Annotated in this window: 15 protein-coding genes; 7 read left to right on the forward strand and 8 right to left on the reverse strand. The window is 62.8% G+C overall.

Annotated features, from left to right (window positions below):
* Positions 1–2: 2 nt before the first annotated feature.
* The 4 genes from nosZ to M511_RS06475 all read right to left on the reverse strand — a co-directional run bounded on the left by nosZ (position 3) and on the right by M511_RS06475 (position 5,459).
* The gene (nosZ, locus tag M511_RS06460) at positions 3–1,961 is read right to left on the reverse strand and encodes a TAT-dependent nitrous-oxide reductase (RefSeq protein ID WP_010396551.1); all 1,959 of its coding nucleotides are present in this window, start codon (positions 1,959–1,961) and stop codon (positions 3–5) included.
* Positions 1,962–1,977: 16 nt separating this feature from the next.
* Entirely contained in the window at positions 1,978–4,158 is a 2,181-nt protein-coding gene (locus tag M511_RS06465; RefSeq protein ID WP_085501724.1) for a NosR/NirI family protein, read from the reverse strand.
* Positions 4,155–4,667 (reverse strand): hypothetical protein, encoded by a 513-nt coding sequence (locus tag M511_RS06470; RefSeq protein WP_085501725.1) that lies wholly within the window; start codon positions 4,665–4,667, stop codon positions 4,155–4,157. The genes M511_RS06465 and M511_RS06470 overlap by 4 nt, the downstream gene beginning before the upstream one ends.
* Positions 4,668–4,841: 174 nt before the next feature.
* Positions 4,842–5,459 (reverse strand): FMN-dependent NADH-azoreductase, encoded by a 618-nt coding sequence (locus M511_RS06475; protein ID WP_010396545.1) that lies wholly within the window; start codon positions 5,457–5,459, stop codon positions 4,842–4,844.
* A 136-nt stretch (positions 5,460–5,595) separates the two neighbouring features.
* Between M511_RS06475 and M511_RS06480 the strand changes: the two genes are divergently transcribed.
* From M511_RS06480 to M511_RS06510, 7 genes are all read left to right on the forward strand, one after another.
* Positions 5,596–6,561 (forward strand): LysR family transcriptional regulator, encoded by a 966-nt coding sequence (locus M511_RS06480; RefSeq protein WP_085501733.1) that lies wholly within the window; start codon positions 5,596–5,598, stop codon positions 6,559–6,561.
* Positions 6,562–6,647: 86 nt separating this feature from the next.
* Positions 6,648–7,538: a LysR family transcriptional regulator gene (locus tag M511_RS06485; protein ID WP_010396541.1), complete on the forward strand. Its 891-nt coding sequence runs from the start codon at positions 6,648–6,650 to the stop codon at positions 7,536–7,538.
* Between the two features lie 147 nt (positions 7,539–7,685).
* Positions 7,686–9,233, forward strand: a complete 1,548-nt coding sequence (locus M511_RS06490; RefSeq protein WP_085501726.1) for an ABC transporter substrate-binding protein — start codon at positions 7,686–7,688, stop codon at positions 9,231–9,233.
* Positions 9,233–10,192: an ABC transporter permease gene (locus M511_RS06495; protein ID WP_085501727.1), complete on the forward strand. Its 960-nt coding sequence runs from the start codon at positions 9,233–9,235 to the stop codon at positions 10,190–10,192. Before M511_RS06490 ends, M511_RS06495 begins: the two co-directional genes overlap by 1 nt.
* Position 10,193: 1 nt before the next feature.
* Entirely contained in the window at positions 10,194–11,024 is an 831-nt protein-coding gene (locus tag M511_RS06500; RefSeq protein WP_085501728.1) for an ABC transporter permease, read from the forward strand.
* The gene (locus M511_RS06505) at positions 11,021–12,616 is read left to right on the forward strand and encodes an ABC transporter ATP-binding protein (RefSeq protein WP_085501729.1); all 1,596 of its coding nucleotides are present in this window, start codon (positions 11,021–11,023) and stop codon (positions 12,614–12,616) included. The genes M511_RS06500 and M511_RS06505 overlap by 4 nt, the downstream gene beginning before the upstream one ends.
* A 75-nt stretch (positions 12,617–12,691) precedes the next feature.
* Positions 12,692–14,701 carry a CocE/NonD family hydrolase gene (locus M511_RS06510; protein WP_085501730.1) on the forward strand — a complete coding sequence of 670 codons (2,010 nt, stop codon included), beginning with the start codon at positions 12,692–12,694 and terminating at the stop codon, positions 14,699–14,701.
* An 81-nt stretch (positions 14,702–14,782) separates the two neighbouring features.
* On the opposite strand, the gene M511_RS06515 is transcribed toward M511_RS06510, so the two are convergent.
* The 4 genes from M511_RS06515 to M511_RS19140 all read right to left on the reverse strand — a co-directional run bounded on the left by M511_RS06515 (position 14,783) and on the right by M511_RS19140 (position 17,543).
* The gene (locus tag M511_RS06515) at positions 14,783–15,166 is read right to left on the reverse strand and encodes an H-type lectin domain-containing protein (protein ID WP_010400911.1); all 384 of its coding nucleotides are present in this window, start codon (positions 15,164–15,166) and stop codon (positions 14,783–14,785) included.
* A 59-nt stretch (positions 15,167–15,225) separates the two neighbouring features.
* Positions 15,226–15,504: a hypothetical protein gene (locus tag M511_RS06520; protein ID WP_010400914.1), complete on the reverse strand. Its 279-nt coding sequence runs from the start codon at positions 15,502–15,504 to the stop codon at positions 15,226–15,228.
* A gap of 96 nt (positions 15,505–15,600) precedes the next feature.
* The gene (locus M511_RS06525; protein ID WP_010400916.1) at positions 15,601–15,819 is read right to left on the reverse strand and encodes a hypothetical protein; all 219 of its coding nucleotides are present in this window, start codon (positions 15,817–15,819) and stop codon (positions 15,601–15,603) included.
* 302 nt (positions 15,820–16,121) lie between these two features.
* Positions 16,122–17,543, reverse strand: coding sequence for a Hint domain-containing protein (locus M511_RS19140; protein WP_254901044.1), 1,422 nt, complete (start codon positions 17,541–17,543; stop codon positions 16,122–16,124).
* Between the last annotated feature and the right edge of the window lie 41 nt (positions 17,544–17,584).

The following is a 17,584-nucleotide window of genomic DNA, read 5'->3' on the forward strand; positions in this document are numbered from 1 at the left end:
GATCAGCCCGCCTTCGGCTTGACCATCATGCGCCCGCGCATCTCCATATGCAGCGCGTGGCAGAACCACTGGCAGTAATACCAGTAGACGCCCGGATTGGCGGCCACGAAGGTCACCGAAGAAGTCTGCTGGGGCGAGATCTCCATCGCAACGCCATGGTTGCCCATGGTAAAGCCGTGGGTCAGGTCGTCGATCTCATCAAGGTTGGTGACGATGATCGTGACCTCGTCGCCTTCATTTACCGTAAAGCTTTCGACCGAAAAACTGGGCGCGACGCTGGTCATATAGACCCGCACCTTGTTGCCATCGCGGATGATCGTGTCGGTCCATTCATCAAGGTTGACACCATCGGCCTCGGCCTGCTTGCGGGTTTCGGCCCACATCGGGTCGTTACGGTCCCAGACCGAGCGGACATTGGACAGGACCGAGGGATGAACGGCGATCGCATCATGCGGCTCGGCAAAGGTCGGGCCGTCGTGAACCAGCACCATCTTGTCGCCCGAAATGTCGATCAGCTGGTCGTTTTCAGGCTTCAGCGGACCGACGTTCAGGAACCGGTCCTTGGAGAACTTGCACAGGCAGACCAGCCAGTCGTTGCTTGCGTCCAGCGTCTCGCCCATCACCGTCTTGAGGTGGCCCGGCTGGTAGTGAACGTCGATCTTGTCCTTGATCGGATCGACCTTTTCGCCGGCATAGGCGCGAATGGCGTCCTCGATGTTCCACTTGACCACCTGGCTGTCGAGGAACAGCGAGGTATAGGCGTTGCCCCGCCCGTCAAAGGCGGTGTGCAGCGGGCCAAGACCCAGCTCCGGCTCGGCCACCACGGCGCTGCGGGGATCGGCGTTTTCGTAAAAGAGCGCGTCAAACCGGGTCACATCCAGCACCGTCACCGTGGGCGACAACTTGCCCGCGACACAAAGGTGCTTTTTATCCGGCGCCATGTTGCAGCCATGGGGGTTGTTGGCGATGGGGATGTAGCGGGTAAAAAGGCTGCCTGCCTCTTTGCGGCCGTCCAGCACCTTGACGCCGTTCAGTTCCTGATAGTTACCGGCGGCGATGGCCTTTTCGATCTCGGCAATGTTGAAGACCACGACATGGTCCATCTCGGCCTCGGTCATCTCGGCCAGCGTCATACCCATTTCCGAGTTATAGCTGGTCGAAAAGGCCCATTTGCCTTCGTAATCCGCGTCGCAGTTGTCCAGGTTGCCCGAGACGAGCACCTGCCAGGCGACATCCCATTTATCGGCGTCGACGGCGGTAAAGACGTTCACATAGGTAGACAGGTCCTCCATCGTGGTGCCGTCGTTGATCAGCGGCGCCTCGTCCTCGCCATTGCAGAAGACATAGTTCGTGCGTGGCCATTTCTGCGGGCGCAGACCATGGATGGCCTTGGCGTTCGGCACCTCAAGGATGGCATCGCATTTCATCACGTCGCAGCGTACCCGCGCCACGCGGGTATTGGCCTTGTCGTTCATGAACAGATAACGGCCGTCATATTTGCCCTCGGTAAAGGACATATGGACGTGGTGCAGGTCGCCGTTGTCATGGATGCGTTTCCCATTGGCGGCGAGCTGTTTTTTCGTCCGCTCGGTCATGCTGCGTTCATGGACGCGGATCGACTCATTGGTGACGCCCCAGCCGGTGGCCGAGCAGCGGTTAAAGACCGGCACCCGCATCAGCTCACGCATCGAGGGGATGCCAAGGATGCGCACCTCGCCCGTCTGGCCCGAGGACCAAAACCCGTAATAGCTGTCAAGCTGGCCCGGCGCGACCGCACCGTCGCCCGCGGCTGCCATAGCCGCACCGGCCCCGCCGACACTGGCGACACCCGCCGTGCCAAGCCCGACCGCCGCCGGCGCCAGCGCCAGCCGGCCGCCGAACGCGCCGGCGATGGCCGCGCTGCCCGCGGTCGCGCCCAGAAGCGCGCGCCGGCTAAGTCCCTTTTCGTGCTTCGATTCCATGATCGAACTCCTTCTTTCAAACTTCAATCTTGCGGGTGGCGTTAGGGTGGCCCGCAGGGGGCTGGCCCAGCCTGGGGGTGCTGCCTCCGGCCACGGCCTCACGCCGCTTGAGCTTTTTGATGACCACCGGACAGACGGATTTGGACTGGTAGAGCACCTGACAATGCAGACAGTTGATGCATTCGTTGGGATTGATCTCACCCGTCGGATGGATAGCCTGCACAGGGCATTGGCGGGCGCAGGTCTGACAGGGGTTACCGCATTCGTGGTAGCGCTTGAGCCAGTCGAACATGCGCATCCGCGCCGGGATCGCGAGCGCCGCACCAAGCGGGCACAGATAGCGGCAATAGAACCGCTCGACGAACAGTCCCGCGATCAGCAGCGCCGCCGCATAGGCGACAAAGGGCCATGCGCGCACGAATTTCAGGATGATCGCCGTCTTGAAGGGCTCGACCTCGGCCAGATGCTCGGCCTGTTCGACGCTCATCAGCGAGACACCGAACAGCCCAAGAAAGATCATGTACTTGACCGGCCACAGCCGTTCATTCAGACCCCAGGGCAGGGTCCATTGCGGGATGCGCAGCTTGCGCGCGATCTGGTTCGTCAGCTCTTGCAGCGCGCCAAAGGGGCACAGCCAGCCGCAATAGGCCCCCCGTCCCCAGAAAAGCAGCGCCGCCGCCACCGCAAACCACAGCACGAAAGTCAGCGGGTCCAGCAGGAACGCCTGCCAGCTAAAGCCGCTGACAAGGCTGCCAAACAGCGCCATCAGGTTCACGACCGAAAGTTGCGCATTGGCGTACCAGCCCAGCCAGACCAGCGTGACGGTCAGAAAACCCATGCGAAAGATGTAAAAGGCGCGCTCGTTGCGGGTGGCAAAGCTTTGGAAAAAGAACACCCCGGTCAGCACCAGCAGCATTGCCCCCAGCCCGACAATCCTGGCCTTGGAATCCAGCCAGATGCGTTTCCACAACTGGGCCTGCGCCGCGCCCTCATCAGGTTCGGACTGCGTGGCTGCGGCCTCGGGCGTGGGCACGGCAAGGCGGCGCAGGTAACGCTGGGGCAGTTGGTAGCCAAGGTCAAAAGTGTGAAAGACCTTGTCGATCGGCCCGACCTCGCGCTGCACAAGCAGCTGAATGCGGAACGGTTTCGCCGGATCAAACCCCGAGGCGGCGGGGATACGGAACAGGTCCATCTCGGTGAATTCGGGGGCGCCCTCGGCGGCGATCCCGTTCAGCCGCCGGTGATCGCGGTCACGAAAGCGGACCGAAACGTCATCCTGAATAAGCACGATCCGGTCAAAGATACCGCCGCGCACATAGCCCGAACCCTTGAAGCTGTAGAGCCCGCGTCCCATCACCGCGATGGCGTGATCCCCCTCACCAAGCCAGCTTTGCAGGTTCGCTTGCTGCGCCTCTCCGATCACGGCCTTGCCTATGGCCGGGACCGAGACCAGCCCGGCGTGCATCTCGATAAAAGTAGTCTCGGGCGGCGCGCCAATCGCCCGCTCGGCGGCGCGAGGGTCGGGGTTGGCGGCAAAAGCCGCGTTCACCTGCCCAACGTCCAGAGACAGCCGCCGCAGGGTTCCGTCGCCCTCGATCTCGTGCCAGTCGGCCGGGGCGGCGGCGTCGGGGTCAATCTCGAATTCGGGGCCGGTTGCGGCGGCTTCGGGGGCAAGCCCGCCCAGACCCAGTGCCCGCGCGACCTTAAGGCCCGAACGCGTGATCGAATCGTCGATCACCATCACCGTTACCGTGGCGCCCGAGATGATCTCGACCTCATGCGCGGTGCCGCCCGATTGGGCCTCTGCCACCAGATCCAGACCCTGATAACCCTCGACCAGTGCCTTGACCCGGGCCTCGGGGATGCCGATCAGGACGATTGGTTCAGAGTGTCTGACCAGCTGGACGCCAGCGACCTTTGCATCCTTGTCCAGCGCCACCAGCGTATGAATGGGCTTGCCCGAATAGCCTGTGGTGCCGACGAAATCCGAGGTGACAAAGGCATGGGCCACCGTCTCGCCCCCCTTCAGCACTGGCGCGACGGCGAGATCGGACCTGATCGGGCCGAAGGCATCGGCACCGGGCACCAGATCGGCGGCATTCTGTTGCGGTAAAAGCTGCGCCAGCACGCTTTCCGCTGCGGCGGGCAACGCCGGAAAAAGCAGTGCAAAGGTCAGGATGAGACGGAATAGGGTCATACGGAGACATCCAGGAAATTTGCCCGGACCCCGCGCATCGGCCAGCCTGGCCGGGGTGCGCGCTGCATCTGGCCATTGCCCTCAGGCAAGGCAGCAACAGTCCGGGCATCAGGAAAGACGGGCGGGCCGCGCGTCAGGACAAGCGGGGGCCGGATTGCGCCATGTACCTGCGGGGCGGCCAGCAAAATGCCCGCCCGCGCATATGTCCGGACAACGATACCGGGCAGCGGCCGGGGCTGCGGATCGGCGCTGGCAAGCGGCAGGTTGCACAACCGGCAATCGTTACAGTCCTGAGGGGCGGGACGTTCATTGCCCTCGGCATCAAGCCAGACGGTGCGCGCATGACCACCGGCGCAGATGACCACCTGTTCCAGCGGGCCGGCGAGTGCCGCGGCCAGATGGCCGGGCATCGCCGCCCCGGTCGCCACCTGGCCGGCCAGAACAGTCAGGGCCATCACGACGAGAGAGAAAAGGCGTCGGACCTGATTATGGACGGCTTGGTGGCGCATACCCCCTGTCTAGGCAAGCGGCCATTTGCTTCGTTGACTTTGATCAAAAACCGTTCGGTTTAATCGGGTAACGCCTGCGGCAGCCTGACGCAGGGGTCACAACCTTGGAAAACGAACAAGGCCGGCGCGAAACGCACCGGCCTTACAGCAGCTTTGGCGATGTTTTATGTGACGTCAGGCAGCGAGCGCCAGTTCCTCGGACCGGACCTGAGCAGCGGCAATCGCCTTTTCAGCAGCCTCAGGACCAAATGCGAGGCCTTCGACATAGACAACTTCGATATCGGTCATGCCCATGAAGCCCAGCACAGTGCGCAGATAGGGAACGGCATGGTTCATGCCCATAGCCGCGCCTTCCGAGTAAACGCCGCCCGCAGCAAGGACGACATAGACCTTTTTGCCGGTCACCAGCCCTTCGGGACCGTTTTCGGTATAACGGAAAGTCTGACCAGCACGGGCCACATTGTCGATCCAGCTTTTCAGCGTGGAGTAGATGTTAAAGTTGATCAGACCGGTGCCGATGATCACCGCATCAGCCGCCAAAAGCTCGGCAACCAGTTTGTCAGAATAGGCAGCGGCAGCGGCCTCTTGCTCATTGCGTGCCTCGGCGGGTTTGCGGATCGCCGAAGTCGTCACCGTATCAAGATGGGGGATCGGCTCGGCACCCAGATCGCGGTGATGGATCTGTGCATCGGGGTTTTTCGCGCGCAGGGCATTGGCCAGATCGGTGGCAACCTTGCTCGACAGCGATTCATCGCCACGCGGGCTCGAAGTGATCAGCAGAATTGAGGACATGATCCCAGTCTTTCCTTGTCTTTCAGTTTTCCCTGACGGCCCGGGGCCGTTGCATGGGCGATAACCTAGGGCTGGAATATGATCCGTAAAACCGATAAAATATCGAAGTTAGCTATCGAAAAAATGGATGGCAAAGATGGAAGCCAACCCCACCCTTGACCAGTTGCAGGTCTTTCTGGCCGTCGCCGAAAGCGGGGGGTTTTCGGCTGCCTCGCGCCAGCTGAACCGGGCGCAATCGGTGGTCAGCTACACCATTGCCAATCTTGAGGCGCAGCTGGATGTGGTTCTGTTTGAGCGTGCCGGCCCACGCCGGCCCCGTCTGACCGAGGCTGGCAAGGCCCTGCTGACCGATGCACGGCGGATCGTTTCGGACCTGCAGGTTCTGCGGGCGCGGGCGCGCAGCCTTAAACAGGGGCTTGAGGCTGAGCTGTCCCTGGCGATCAGCGTCATGGTGCCCTCGGAAATCGTGGTCGCGGTCCTGCGCGGGTTTCGTGACACCTTCCCCTCGGTGGCGCTGAACTTGACGGTGGGTGAACTGGGCGCGGTGATGAACCTTGTGATCAACGGCAAGGCAGATATCGGCATCGGCGGCGCGCCTCTGCTGAACAATGACCTGATCTCGGCCGATAAGCTGGGGCATTCTTTCATGGTGCCGGTGGCCACTGCCAGCCACCCTTTGGCCCGGCTGGGCCGCCCCCTGACCCTTGCCGATGTGCGCGAAGAGGTTCAACTGGTGGTCACTGACGCCTCGGGCCTGACCAGCGGGCGAAACTTCAACGTCCTTTCCTACAAGATCTGGCGCGTCGGCGATGTGGCGACCAAGCACCAACTGATCCGTGGCGGGCTTGGCTGGGGCGGACTGCCGGCTGCTCTGGTCAGAAAGGACCTGAAATGCGGGCGGCTGGTACAGCTGGATCTGGATGCCTACGAACTGGGCGAATACTCGCTTTATGCGCTTTGCCGGGCTGACCATTCGCCGGGCCCCGCGACCAGCTGGCTGATCGAGGCGTTTCGCCAACGGCTGTCGGCCTGTCCCAAGCAGGTCGACCTGTCCAATCTTGCCAAGGCCGGGGACGAATGCGTCACGGCGAAACCGGCCTGACCGGGCACGGCATGCAACCGGCACTTGCCTATGGGTCCATGATGAAATTTCATGGTCTCTGACCCGCCGCCAGAAGCAGGCCTCCGATGACCCGCCTTCGCGTCCCCCCGCTCAGCGCCCTTGTTGCATTTCAGACCGTCGCCCGCTGCGGCTCGATCTCGGCCGCCGCACAAATCCTGGGGCTGACGCAAAGCGGGGTCAGCCGCCAGATCGCCCGGCTTGAGGATCATGTCGGCGCAGTGCTTTTCGAACGCACGACCTCTGGCGTCATGCTGAATGCGCTGGGGCAGGAATATGCCTTGCAGGTCGGCCAGGCCATGGATGCACTTTCGGTGCTGAGCGAGGGAATGCCCGGCACACATGACAGTCACCGTGTCGTGCTGGCCTGCTCACAGGGCGTGGCCGATCTGTGGGTGATGCCGCGTCTTGCCGCCCTGCACCACGAGTTGCCCTGGCTTGAGCTGAAGTTGCGGGTGGACGAGAATATCTCGCAACTGCGGCCAGATGAATATGATCTGGCGCTTTACCACCGCCCGGGCCGGGTGGCCGATTTCGTCATGCATCCGCTTGGCGCCGAAGAGATGGTGCCCGTCACAGCCCCCGGGCAGCCGCTGCTGGCCGAAATGGAGACCCCACTGCTGTTGACCATGGAAGAAACCTTCAAAGAGTGGACAGATTGGGGCAACTGGCTTTTCAGCGCCGGCGTCACCCTGCCCGAGGCAACGATGCGCTGGAAAATGGGCAGCTACCGGCTGGCGATCGAGGCAGCAGTGCAGGGAACCGGCGTTGCCATGGGCTGGACATGGTTGGTCCAGGACCTGATCGACGCCGGCCATCTTGTCCAGGCCCACCCATACCGGCTGATGGGTCAGGGGCGCTATTACCTGATACGCCCGACCCAGAGGCACCTGCGCGCACCGGCGAAAAAGCTGTTCGATTGGCTGGTAGCAAGCAACCGTCACGGGATCACGAAATGATCCGGCCTCGCCGCCCTGCCCCTGCGTCAAAGGGGTATGACTGAAAATCATTTGCCTTGCCCTGCCCGCGCCATAGGGTTGAGCCCTGCCAACAGGTCACGGGATCGTTCAACACGGGGAGGCGCCGTATCTGCGGCGTAAAAACACATGAACCACGGACAACCCTCGCAGATCGGGCGGCGCGGCTTGCTTGCCGGCGCGGCGGGACTATCGGCACTGGCGCTGTTCCCCGGCCGGCTGTCTGCCCAGGACACCCCCCGACGGGGCGGCGTTTTGCGCATGGGGCTGGGCGGCGGCTCGACCACCGACGATTTCGATCTGCGCAAACTCAACGACTGGGTGCCGGTGAACCAGGCCTATATGGTGATGAACGGCCTGGTCGAGATCGACGCCGAAAACATCGCCCGGCCCGAGCTGTTTGAAAGCTGGGAGACTGGCGAAGGCGCCGGGGAATGGCTGTTCCGCGTCCGTCAGGGCATCACCTTCCACAACGGCAAGACCCTGACCGCCGATGACATCGTCTATTCGCTGAACCTGCACCGGGGCGACAGCTCTTCGGCGGCGCGTTCGATTGCAGCGGCGTTCAGCGACGTCCGGAAAGTATCGCAACATGAGGTCAGGATAACCCTGACCTCGGGCAACGCCGACCTGCCCTATGTCTTGTCGGATTATCATTTCCTCGTCGTGCCCGAGGGCTTTACCGACTGGACAAACCCCATCGGCACCGGCCCCTTTGTCCCCGAAAGCATCGAGCCGGGCGTGCGTGCACGTTTCCGTCGCAACCCTGATTACTGGAAGCCGGGCTGCGCCAATGTCGATACGGTCGAGGTCATCGTCATTAACGATATCGCCGCCCGCACCAACGCGCTGATGTCGGGACAGGTGCAGGTAATCAATAACCTTGATCTCAAGACCGTGGATCTGCTGGCACGCAACCGCAATCTGGAGATCGTGCGCTCAAAGGGCGGGCAACACTATACCTTCCTCATGGATTGCACCAAGGCGCCGTTTTCGGATGCGAATGTGCGGCTGGCGGTGAAACATGCGGTGGACCGTGAACTGCTGCTCAAGACCGCGCTTCTGGGCAATGGAGCACTTGGCAACGACCACCCGATCCCGTCCTCGGACCGTTTTTTCAACAGTGAACTGCCGCAGCGCCCATATGATCCGGATAAAGCCAGATTCCATCTGCGGCAGGCGGGGCTTGAGGGGCTGACGCTTACGCTGCACAGCTCGGATGCGGCATTCCCGGGGGCGGTGGACGCAGCAGCGATCTACCGCACCACGGCCGCCCCGGCAGGGATCGAGGTCGCCATCCAGCGCGAGCCTGCCGACGGCTATTGGGACAATGTCTGGATGAAGGCGCCCTTCTGCATGTCCTATTGGGGCGGAAGGCCGACGGCAGATCAGATGCTGACCATCGCCTATGCCTCTGGCTCGGCCCAGAACGACACCCATTGGGCCAGTGCCGATTTCGACCGGTTGCTGACCGAGGCGCGCGCCCTGCTCGACGACAGCCGCCGCCGCGAGATCTATTGGGAGTTGCAGCGCATGATCCATGACGATGGCGGCGCGATGATCCCGATGTTCGGCGACTATCTCGACGCCGTTTCGGTCAAGGTCAAAGGGGTTACGCCGCATCCGATGTTCAACCTGATGGGCGCGCGTATGGCCGAAAAGGTCTGGCTGGACTGATGGCGTGGCTGATCCTGCAGCGGCTGGGACTGGGGGTCATCACCCTGGTCTTGGTCTCGATGTTGGTCTTTACGGGCACCGAGATCCTGCCCGGCGACGTGGCCGCCGCAATCCTTGGCCAGAATGCGACACCTGAGTCACTGGCCGCGCTGCGGCAAGAACTTGGCCTCGATTCCGGGCCGGTCGCGCGTTACCTCGCCTGGGCCTCGGGTATTCTGCATGGCGATCTGGGGCAGTCGCTGGCCAATCGCCAGCCGGTTGGCGAGCTGCTTTGGCCCCGGTTTGGCAATACCATGGCGCTGGCCGGTTACGCGGCCGTCATCGCTGTGCCGCTGGCAGTCGGGCTGGGGATATCCTCGGCAGCCCTTCGCGGCTCGTTCTTTGATCGGGCGGCGAATGTCGTGGCGCTGGCGACCGTCTCATTGCCGGAATATTTCCTGGGACTGCTGCTGATCCTGTTCGTCTCGGTCCAGTGGGGGCTGTTGCCAAGCCTTGCCGATACTTGGTCCGGCATGGGTCTGGCAGCATGGTTGCAGGCCACGACCCTGCCGATGCTGGTGCTGGTTCTCGTGACCGTTGCGCAGATCATGCGCATGACCCGTACGACTGTCCTTGCAGTAATGGACCAGCCCTTCATCGAAACGGCCTGCCTCAAGGGGTTGCCCATGGGCCGCGTCGTGCTGGTCCATGCCGTGCCGAATGCGCTTGGCCCGACCATCAATGTCGTCGCTTTTAACCTGACCTATCTGATCGCCGGTGTGGTGCTGGTCGAGACAATCTTCAATTACAACGGGCTGGGCCGGTTCATGGTCGATGCGGTCTCGAAACGAGACGTGCCGATGGTGCAGGCGGCCGCAATGGTCTTTGCCGCTGTCCATGTGGTGATGAACATGCTGGCCGATATCGCCGCCATCGCGCTGAATCCTCGCCTGCGCCACCCGCGCGTGAAGGAGTCCTGAGATGACCCTGCCGGTTTTCGGACGGATCCCCCTCTCGGCCGTCTTTGGCACGCTGATCCTTGCGGGGACGTTGGTGCTGTTTCTCTTTGGACCGATGCTTGCCCCCTATGGACAGGAAGATGTGCTGGGCATGCCCTTTGCCGAGCCGTCTGCCGCCCATCCCCTTGGGCTGGACCAGAACGGGCGGGACATGATGTCGCGCCTTTTGCACGGGGCGCGCATGTCGGTCGGCGTGTCGCTGACGGCGGTGGTGATCTCATTCTGCATCGGGGTGCCGCTGGGCTTTCTGGCTGCGCTGAGGGGTGGCTGGCCCGATCTGATCGGGGCACGACTGGTCGATATCGTCATGTCTATTCCGGTGCTGATCTCGGCGCTTGTCGTCTTGCAGGCACTTGGTTCAAGCTTGCCGGTCCTGATCGGAACCATCGCGCTTTTGGACAGCACGCGGGTGTTTCGCCTTGCCCGCATCCTGGCACAAGGGATCGTGGTGATGGAATATGCCGAGGTCGCCCGTCTGCGCGGCGAGGGCCTGTGGTGGATGCTGCGCCGCGAGATCCTGCCCAATGCCCTGCCGCCGTTGATGGCCGAATTCGGGATGCGCTTTTGCTTTGCCTTCCTGTTCGTCGCGGGGCTGTCTTACCTTGGGCTGGGGGTGCAGCCGCCCTTTGCCGACTGGGGCGGCATGGTGCGCGACTGCCAGCAGGGCATCCTTTACGGCCTTTACGCGCCCCTGTTTCCGGCCGGAACGATCGCGCTTGTCACCATCGGCGTCAACCTTGTCGTTGACTGGGCGCTGGCCGGACGCACCACCATACAGGGAGAAAACCGATGAGCCATGTACTGCAGATCCGTGACCTCAGGGTCGAAGCGCCGGATGGCACGGTACTGCTGCACGGCGTCTCGCTGGACCTGAACCCGGGTGAGGTACTGGGTCTGATCGGGGAATCCGGTGCGGGAAAATCGACGGTTGCGCTGGCCTCGATGGGCTATGGCCGGGGCGGCTGCCGCATCACAGGGGGCGAAATCCGCCTTGCCGGGACCGAGATGCGCACCGCACCGCGCCAGACACGGGAGGCTTTGCGCGGCACCCGCATCGCTTATGTGGCGCAAAGCGCTGCGGCAGCCTTTAACCCGGCGATGCGGCTGGAACGCCAGATCCTCGAAGTACCGCGCGTCCACGGGCTGATGAACGAGGCCGAGGCCCGCGTCTGGATGACCGACCTGTTCAGCGCCCTGCAATTGCCGGACCCCGAACATTTCGGCCGGCGGTTTCCGCATCAGGTCTCGGGCGGGCAGTTGCAGCGGGCGATGATCGCCATGGCCATGGCAGGAAAGCCCGATATCCTGGTGCTGGACGAGCCGACGACCGCGCTGGACGTCACCACCCAGATCGAGGTGCTGCGGCTGTTGCGCGACGTGATCCGCCGCTATGGGACCGCCGCGCTTTACATCACTCATGACCTGGCGGTGATCGCCCAGATCGCCGACCGGCTGATGGTGCTACGCAATGGGCGCGAAGTCGAAACCGGCCCGACCGCCGCGCTGCTTGACACGCCGCAACAGGATTACACCCGCCTGCTGGTGGCCGAGCGGCACGGCAGCCTGACTGCCTCGCAGCGCATGCACAATCCTGGCAAGGATGAATTGCTGGCAATCGAAGGTGTCGATGCCTTCTATGGCCGGACACAGGTTCTGCATGACGTCTCGCTGCGCCTGAACCGGGGTGAAACGCTGGCCGTGGTGGGCGAATCCGGCTCGGGCAAGTCGACGCTGGCACGGCTGATCGCCGGACTTTTGCCACCGGCGCGGGGCGAAGTAAGGCTGGACGGCGCACGCCTGCCACCGGAGTTGAGCCAGCGCGACAACGCCCAGCTACGGCGTGTCCAGCTTGTCTATCAGTTGCCCGATGTGGCATTGAACCCGCACCAGACCGTGGGTGAGGCGATCGGCCGACCGCTGGCGCTGTTCGGAGGACTGCGCGGCCGGGCGCTGAAAGACGAGGTTGCGCGGCTGTTGGATCAGATCGGCCTGCCCGCCTGTTTCGCCGCCCGGCTGCCCGGCGCATTGTCTGGCGGGCAGAAACAGCGCGTCTGCATCGCCCGTGCGCTGGCGGCAAAGCCGGATCTGCTGATCTGCGACGAGGTGACCTCGGCACTTGATCCGCTGGTGGCCGAGGACATCCTGCGCCTCTTGCTCCAGCTTCAGAACGAATTGGGCATCGCCTATCTTTTCATCACCCACGACCTGTCGGTGGTCCGCCGCCTCGCCGACCGGGTGATGGTGATGCAGACGGGCCGGATCATCGAGACAGCCGGGACCGCGACGCTATTTGCGACGCCGGAGCAGGCCTATACGCGCCGCCTGCTTGCCGCAGTCCCCGAGCTGCGCACCAATTGGCTGGACGAGGTCACCGCCGCGCACTGATCCCCGCCCCTCCATCCGCCGACGCAGGCCCCTTACGCGGCGCCGGTCCCTTTCCTGATGCCAGCGGAGAGTAAAATGAGCATAGAAGTTATTGAAAATACTTGGATACCACTGAGTGACGGCACCCGTCTTGCGGCGCGGATCTGGCTACCCAGTGGCGCACGGTCGCATCCGGTCCCCGCGGTTCTGGAATATATTCCCTATCGCAAACGCGACGGAACCCGGGGCCGGGACGAGCCAATGCACGGCTATTTCGCACAGCGCGGCTATGCCTCAATTCGGGTGGACATGCGCGGCAGCGGCGATTCCGACGGTCATCTGGCCGATGAGTACCTGGCGCAGGAACAGGATGACGCTCTTGAGATCATCGACTGGATCGCCGCGCAGGAATGGTGCTCGGGCAATGTCGGGATGATGGGAAAAAGCTGGTCGGGCTTTAACTGCCTGCAAGTCGCCATGCGCCGCCCGCCCGCGCTAAAGGCCGTCCTGAGCTGTTATTCGACTGACGACCGTTTCCGCGACGACATCCATTTCATGGGCGGCTGTCTGCTGAACGACAACCTGTGGTGGGGTTCGATCATGCTGGCCTATCAGGCCCGTCCGCTTGACCCCGAGATCGCCGGAGCAGGCTGGCGCGATCGCTGGCTTGAGCGGATCAGGAACCTGCCCTTCTTTCCGGCGCTATGGGCCGCCCATCAAAGCTATGACGACTATTGGAAACATGGTTCGGTCCAAGAGGACTGGTCCGCGATTCAATGCCCGGTGCTGGTGGTCGGTGGCTGGGTAGACAGCTATACCAACTCGGTCCCGCGCCTGCTGGAAAAGCTGCCGGTGCCAAGCCGCGGCATCATCGGCCCCTGGGGTCATGTCTATCCCCATGACGGTGTCCCCGGGCCCGCGATCGGCTTTCTGCAAGAGGCGGTGCGCTGGTGGGATCACTGGCTCAGGGGCATTGATACCGGAGTGATGGATGAGCCGCAGCTGCGCGCCTTTATCAACGACCCCACGCCTCCGACCGGCACCCGAAAAGAACAGCCCGGCCGCTGGGTGGGTGAGATGCGCTGGCCCAGCCCCACCATCCTGCCACATGTGCTGCATCTGCATGCGAATGGCACGCTTGCGCCCATGCCCCGGACTGACGACGCGGAACTGTCGATCCGCTCGCCTCAGGATCACGGCCGCGCCGGGGGTGAATGGATGGGCACCGGTTGCGAGGGCGAGATGCCGACCGATCAGCGCCTTGATGACGGGGGGGCGCTGAATTTTACCTCTGCCGCGCTGACCGATGCGGTCGAGATCCTTGGCGCGCCAGAGCTTCAGCTTGAGCTTGGCGCCGATGTCCCGGTGGCCCAGCTTGGCGTACGACTGTGCGACGTGCTGCCCTCGGGCGAGGTGCTGCGTGTCTCGTATCAGGTGCTGAACCTCACCCACCGGGACAGTCACGAAACGCCGACGCCGCTGGAGCCCGGCCAGCGCTATCGCATCAAGATCATGCTGTCGGCCTGTGGGCATCGCTTCCTGCCCGGGCACCGGATCCGGGTGTCAATCGGAACAGCATATTGGCCAATGATCTGGCCCGCGCCGCAACCCGCCACGGTGACGATCCGGCCCGGAGATTGCCGCCTGACGCTGCCCATGCGTGACCCCTCGGCCCCGCAAGCCGAGGTGTCCTTTCCCCCGCCCTCTTCTGGAGTTTTGGCCGTTTTGACGCGAACTGATCCTGGCTTGGTGCTGCGCGCGTCGTCGTTTGACCATGTCACCGGGGTTGCGCACTATATCACCGAGGGGCGGGGCGGGCTTTTCGGCGAGGGGATCGTGCGCATTGATGAGACCGGCACCGAACTGGCCCATAACCTGCGCCGTGAGCTGACCATCCGGCCCGACGATCCCCTGTCGGCACGCTATGTCCTGACCCAAAGCTATGAGATGGGCCGCAAAGGCTGGCGCACACGTATCGAAACCGTCACGGAGATGAGCGCGGATGCCGGGCGTTTCTTCCTGAAAGGCCGGCTGATCGCCTATGAAGGCGCGAACGAGGTCGCACGACGCGATTGGGACGAGACAATCCCCCGCCATCTGCTCTGACGCAAAAGGGGGCGCTGCCGCCCCCTGCACTCTGTCTTGACTGTCGCCCCCTTTTGGGGACCTTCTGTGTCGAAGGGAGGCTCAGTTACTCTGGACGGCATCGTGGCTGCCTGTTGAGGGGCCGATTGCCTGCCAGGTCACCGAGGCCCGCGCGATATGCGTGTCGCCCCAGGTCACAAACTCGACCACAAAACCAGAGCGTGTCACCTCCACCGCCTCGAGCCGGAAGCGCAGGTTCTGGTCATGCGCCGCATCAAGCCCGCTCAGCCCCAGGTTCACGCATGGAACCGCACCGAAAGGCGCGACAAATGAGGTGCTGATCCGGACACTCCGGTCACCACTGCCCGCCCACATCGGCAGCCCCGCATCAACATGGTTGAAGAGCTCGCCCGAGGCGCTGATCATCTGAAGCTCTCCGGTCCAGATCAGGTTCTGCGTAAAAGGAGAGCGCGTATCATCCAACATCTTCTGATCTCCGATCCTGATCGACCCCCGGCCGCGGCCGGGGCTTACGAAGCGCGGCTTCACAAGGACAAATCGGGTTCAGAGGCGCCGGCGGGACTGGTGCCCGCGGCCTTCTGACGCTGCCCCTCACTGAGGCAGATCTGATCCGCGGCAGCCACCGTCATATTCGCCGGGCGATCAATCGAGCGGTCCCAGGTGACGAGCGATCTGGTGTAAAGCTGGCAGGTGACCGGGCCCGAGGCCGTCTGGACCGTCACCGGCGCCGTTTCATAATCCTTGGGGTCGATCGAACAGGCCGCAAGCAGCCCCAGCGCCAGGACCGGCAGGAATTTGTTCATCTCTGGTTACCTTCTGCTACCATTACACAAGACAGGGCGCGGAACTCCCGGGCCCGCCGTTACTTCCGCCCCGCCCGACACGGGGCGGGACGGTCATCACAAACCGGTATTCCGGCCGGTCGGATCGCGGGTCTCAGCCGTCTGCGGCGCCATCAGGGCAATCATCGCACCCAGGCTGGAAACGATGCGGCGGGTTTCGCCCTCGGGCACCATCTCTGCCGTTGTCGAGAGAAGCTCCGAGACAACCTTCAGGACCGCCTGCTGCCCGTCTGCGAACCCGGCCTCGTACCAGGACCGATGACTGTCGGAATTCATCAGATACCTCCCCACCAAAGCACCCCATTGCGCATTCGGGCCGAGCAGATGCCGGCGCCCGCCTGCCAGTCGGATTGCGGGTACGTGCGACGGTTCATCCGACACGGGAGAGACCTTTACGGCGCATCATGCGACCCCGGGCCGGATGTGAAGACCGTGCACCACGCATGCCAATCATCCGGCACAAGGCCGCATCGGGCCTGCGGCCGGGCAGACAGGGCCCCGGCGCGCAGATCGGTCAGCCTGCCGCATGTGCCGGGACACGGCCCACGGGCGTGATCCCCGTCAACATCCCCCGGCCCTTAGTGAAGGGCGCGCCCGACGGGATCATGCTCGACAAGCGGGCGGCTGTTCTGCAGATGCCGCACCCCCATCTTGCGCGCCTGACGGCCCGAGGGCAGAAACCGCGCCGGCTGCGGCACATGGGACGGATCCGCAAGCTCGGGGAAAAGCGCGCAGATCTCCTGCACCGCCTCGTCGCCGACGGATTTCAGCGCCTGCGGGCCGGTATAAAGCGACTCGGTCTCGGCCCCGTTCGAGATCACCACCTCGTGCCGGTCGAAGAGGATGTGGAAATACTCGACCTCCTGCACGTCGTCGGCGATGTCGATCCCGTCCAGCAGCACAAGCTGCTTGGCCGCGACCAGAACCTCCATCGCGCCGAACATCTTCTGCGCGACCTTCGAGCGCACCAGCACCCGATGCTGCGGCGAGACCATCAGATCGCTGGCAGGCACCCCCGGCCCCATCGCGCCGGCCCTGATGCGGACCGGACGCAGGTTCGGCATCGTTTCAAGCTCATGCGCCCAGAGCTGGCGCGAGCCGATCCAGCGCACAGGCTGAAGCCCGTGGTCCCGCGTCAGCACAAGATCCCCGACACAAAGATCCTCAACCGCAACCTCACCACGATCCGTCATGAGCAAGGTGCCGCGGACAAAACACACAACCGGAAGCGGGTCATTGCCACCCTTGGCCTTGAACTGCGTGTCGTCAACATACGGCCTGATATAATCTTCAGTCAGTCTTTCCAGTTTATCGAGCCATTTTTTCCAAGGCGCAAAAGCCTCGTCCCTGGCCTTGAGAGCCGCCGCGACTTTCTGCTCATGGGTCATAGTATTCGGATACCCATTATAAGCCTTAAAGAAAGCGTCGTTTGCAGCCTTATCAGCATCTGGCCGCAGCAAATCGTAAAGCTTTTTCTGGAACTCTTCCGGCGTCTGGCCATGCGCTGCGTATGTTTTTCCATTAATGGAAAAGCCACCGCCAACAATCGGAGTCTCATATTTGGACAGATCCGTATCACTGACGAAGTAGGTATTCCCATCGGAACCCTTGATCAAATGCCCTTTGATGTTACCGTGAAAGATGCTGATCTGCCCCTGACCCGGGACATCCACAACCTGAGAAGGACTGGTCAGGATGGTTTCCACGGAGCCGACGTAAGTCCCGGTAATTTTCTCGCCATTCGGGAGATGTACAGTTACATCCTGCCCGTTCTTGGCGGTAGACGACGGGTTGCCGTTCGTTCCTTTCGCCGAGATGTGATCAAGCTCTTCCGACCCTTGCGATATGTCGGAATAGTTTCCCTTCCAGTTATCATTGACCTTCCACTTATCTCCATCCTTGACGAGGAGATTGTCATCCACTTTCGTGATATACATTTCATTACCCCACAACCATCGGCACCGCCGTGCCGAGAAACTCGTTACGATCTTGACAAGCACACTTCAGACGCCAGCCGGATGAACTGGCAGGTCAGCTATTT

It is taken from the genome of Paracoccus sp. J56, from assembly GCF_019633685.1.
GTDB classification, from domain to species: Bacteria; Pseudomonadota; Alphaproteobacteria; order Rhodobacterales; family Rhodobacteraceae; genus Paracoccus; species Paracoccus kondratievae.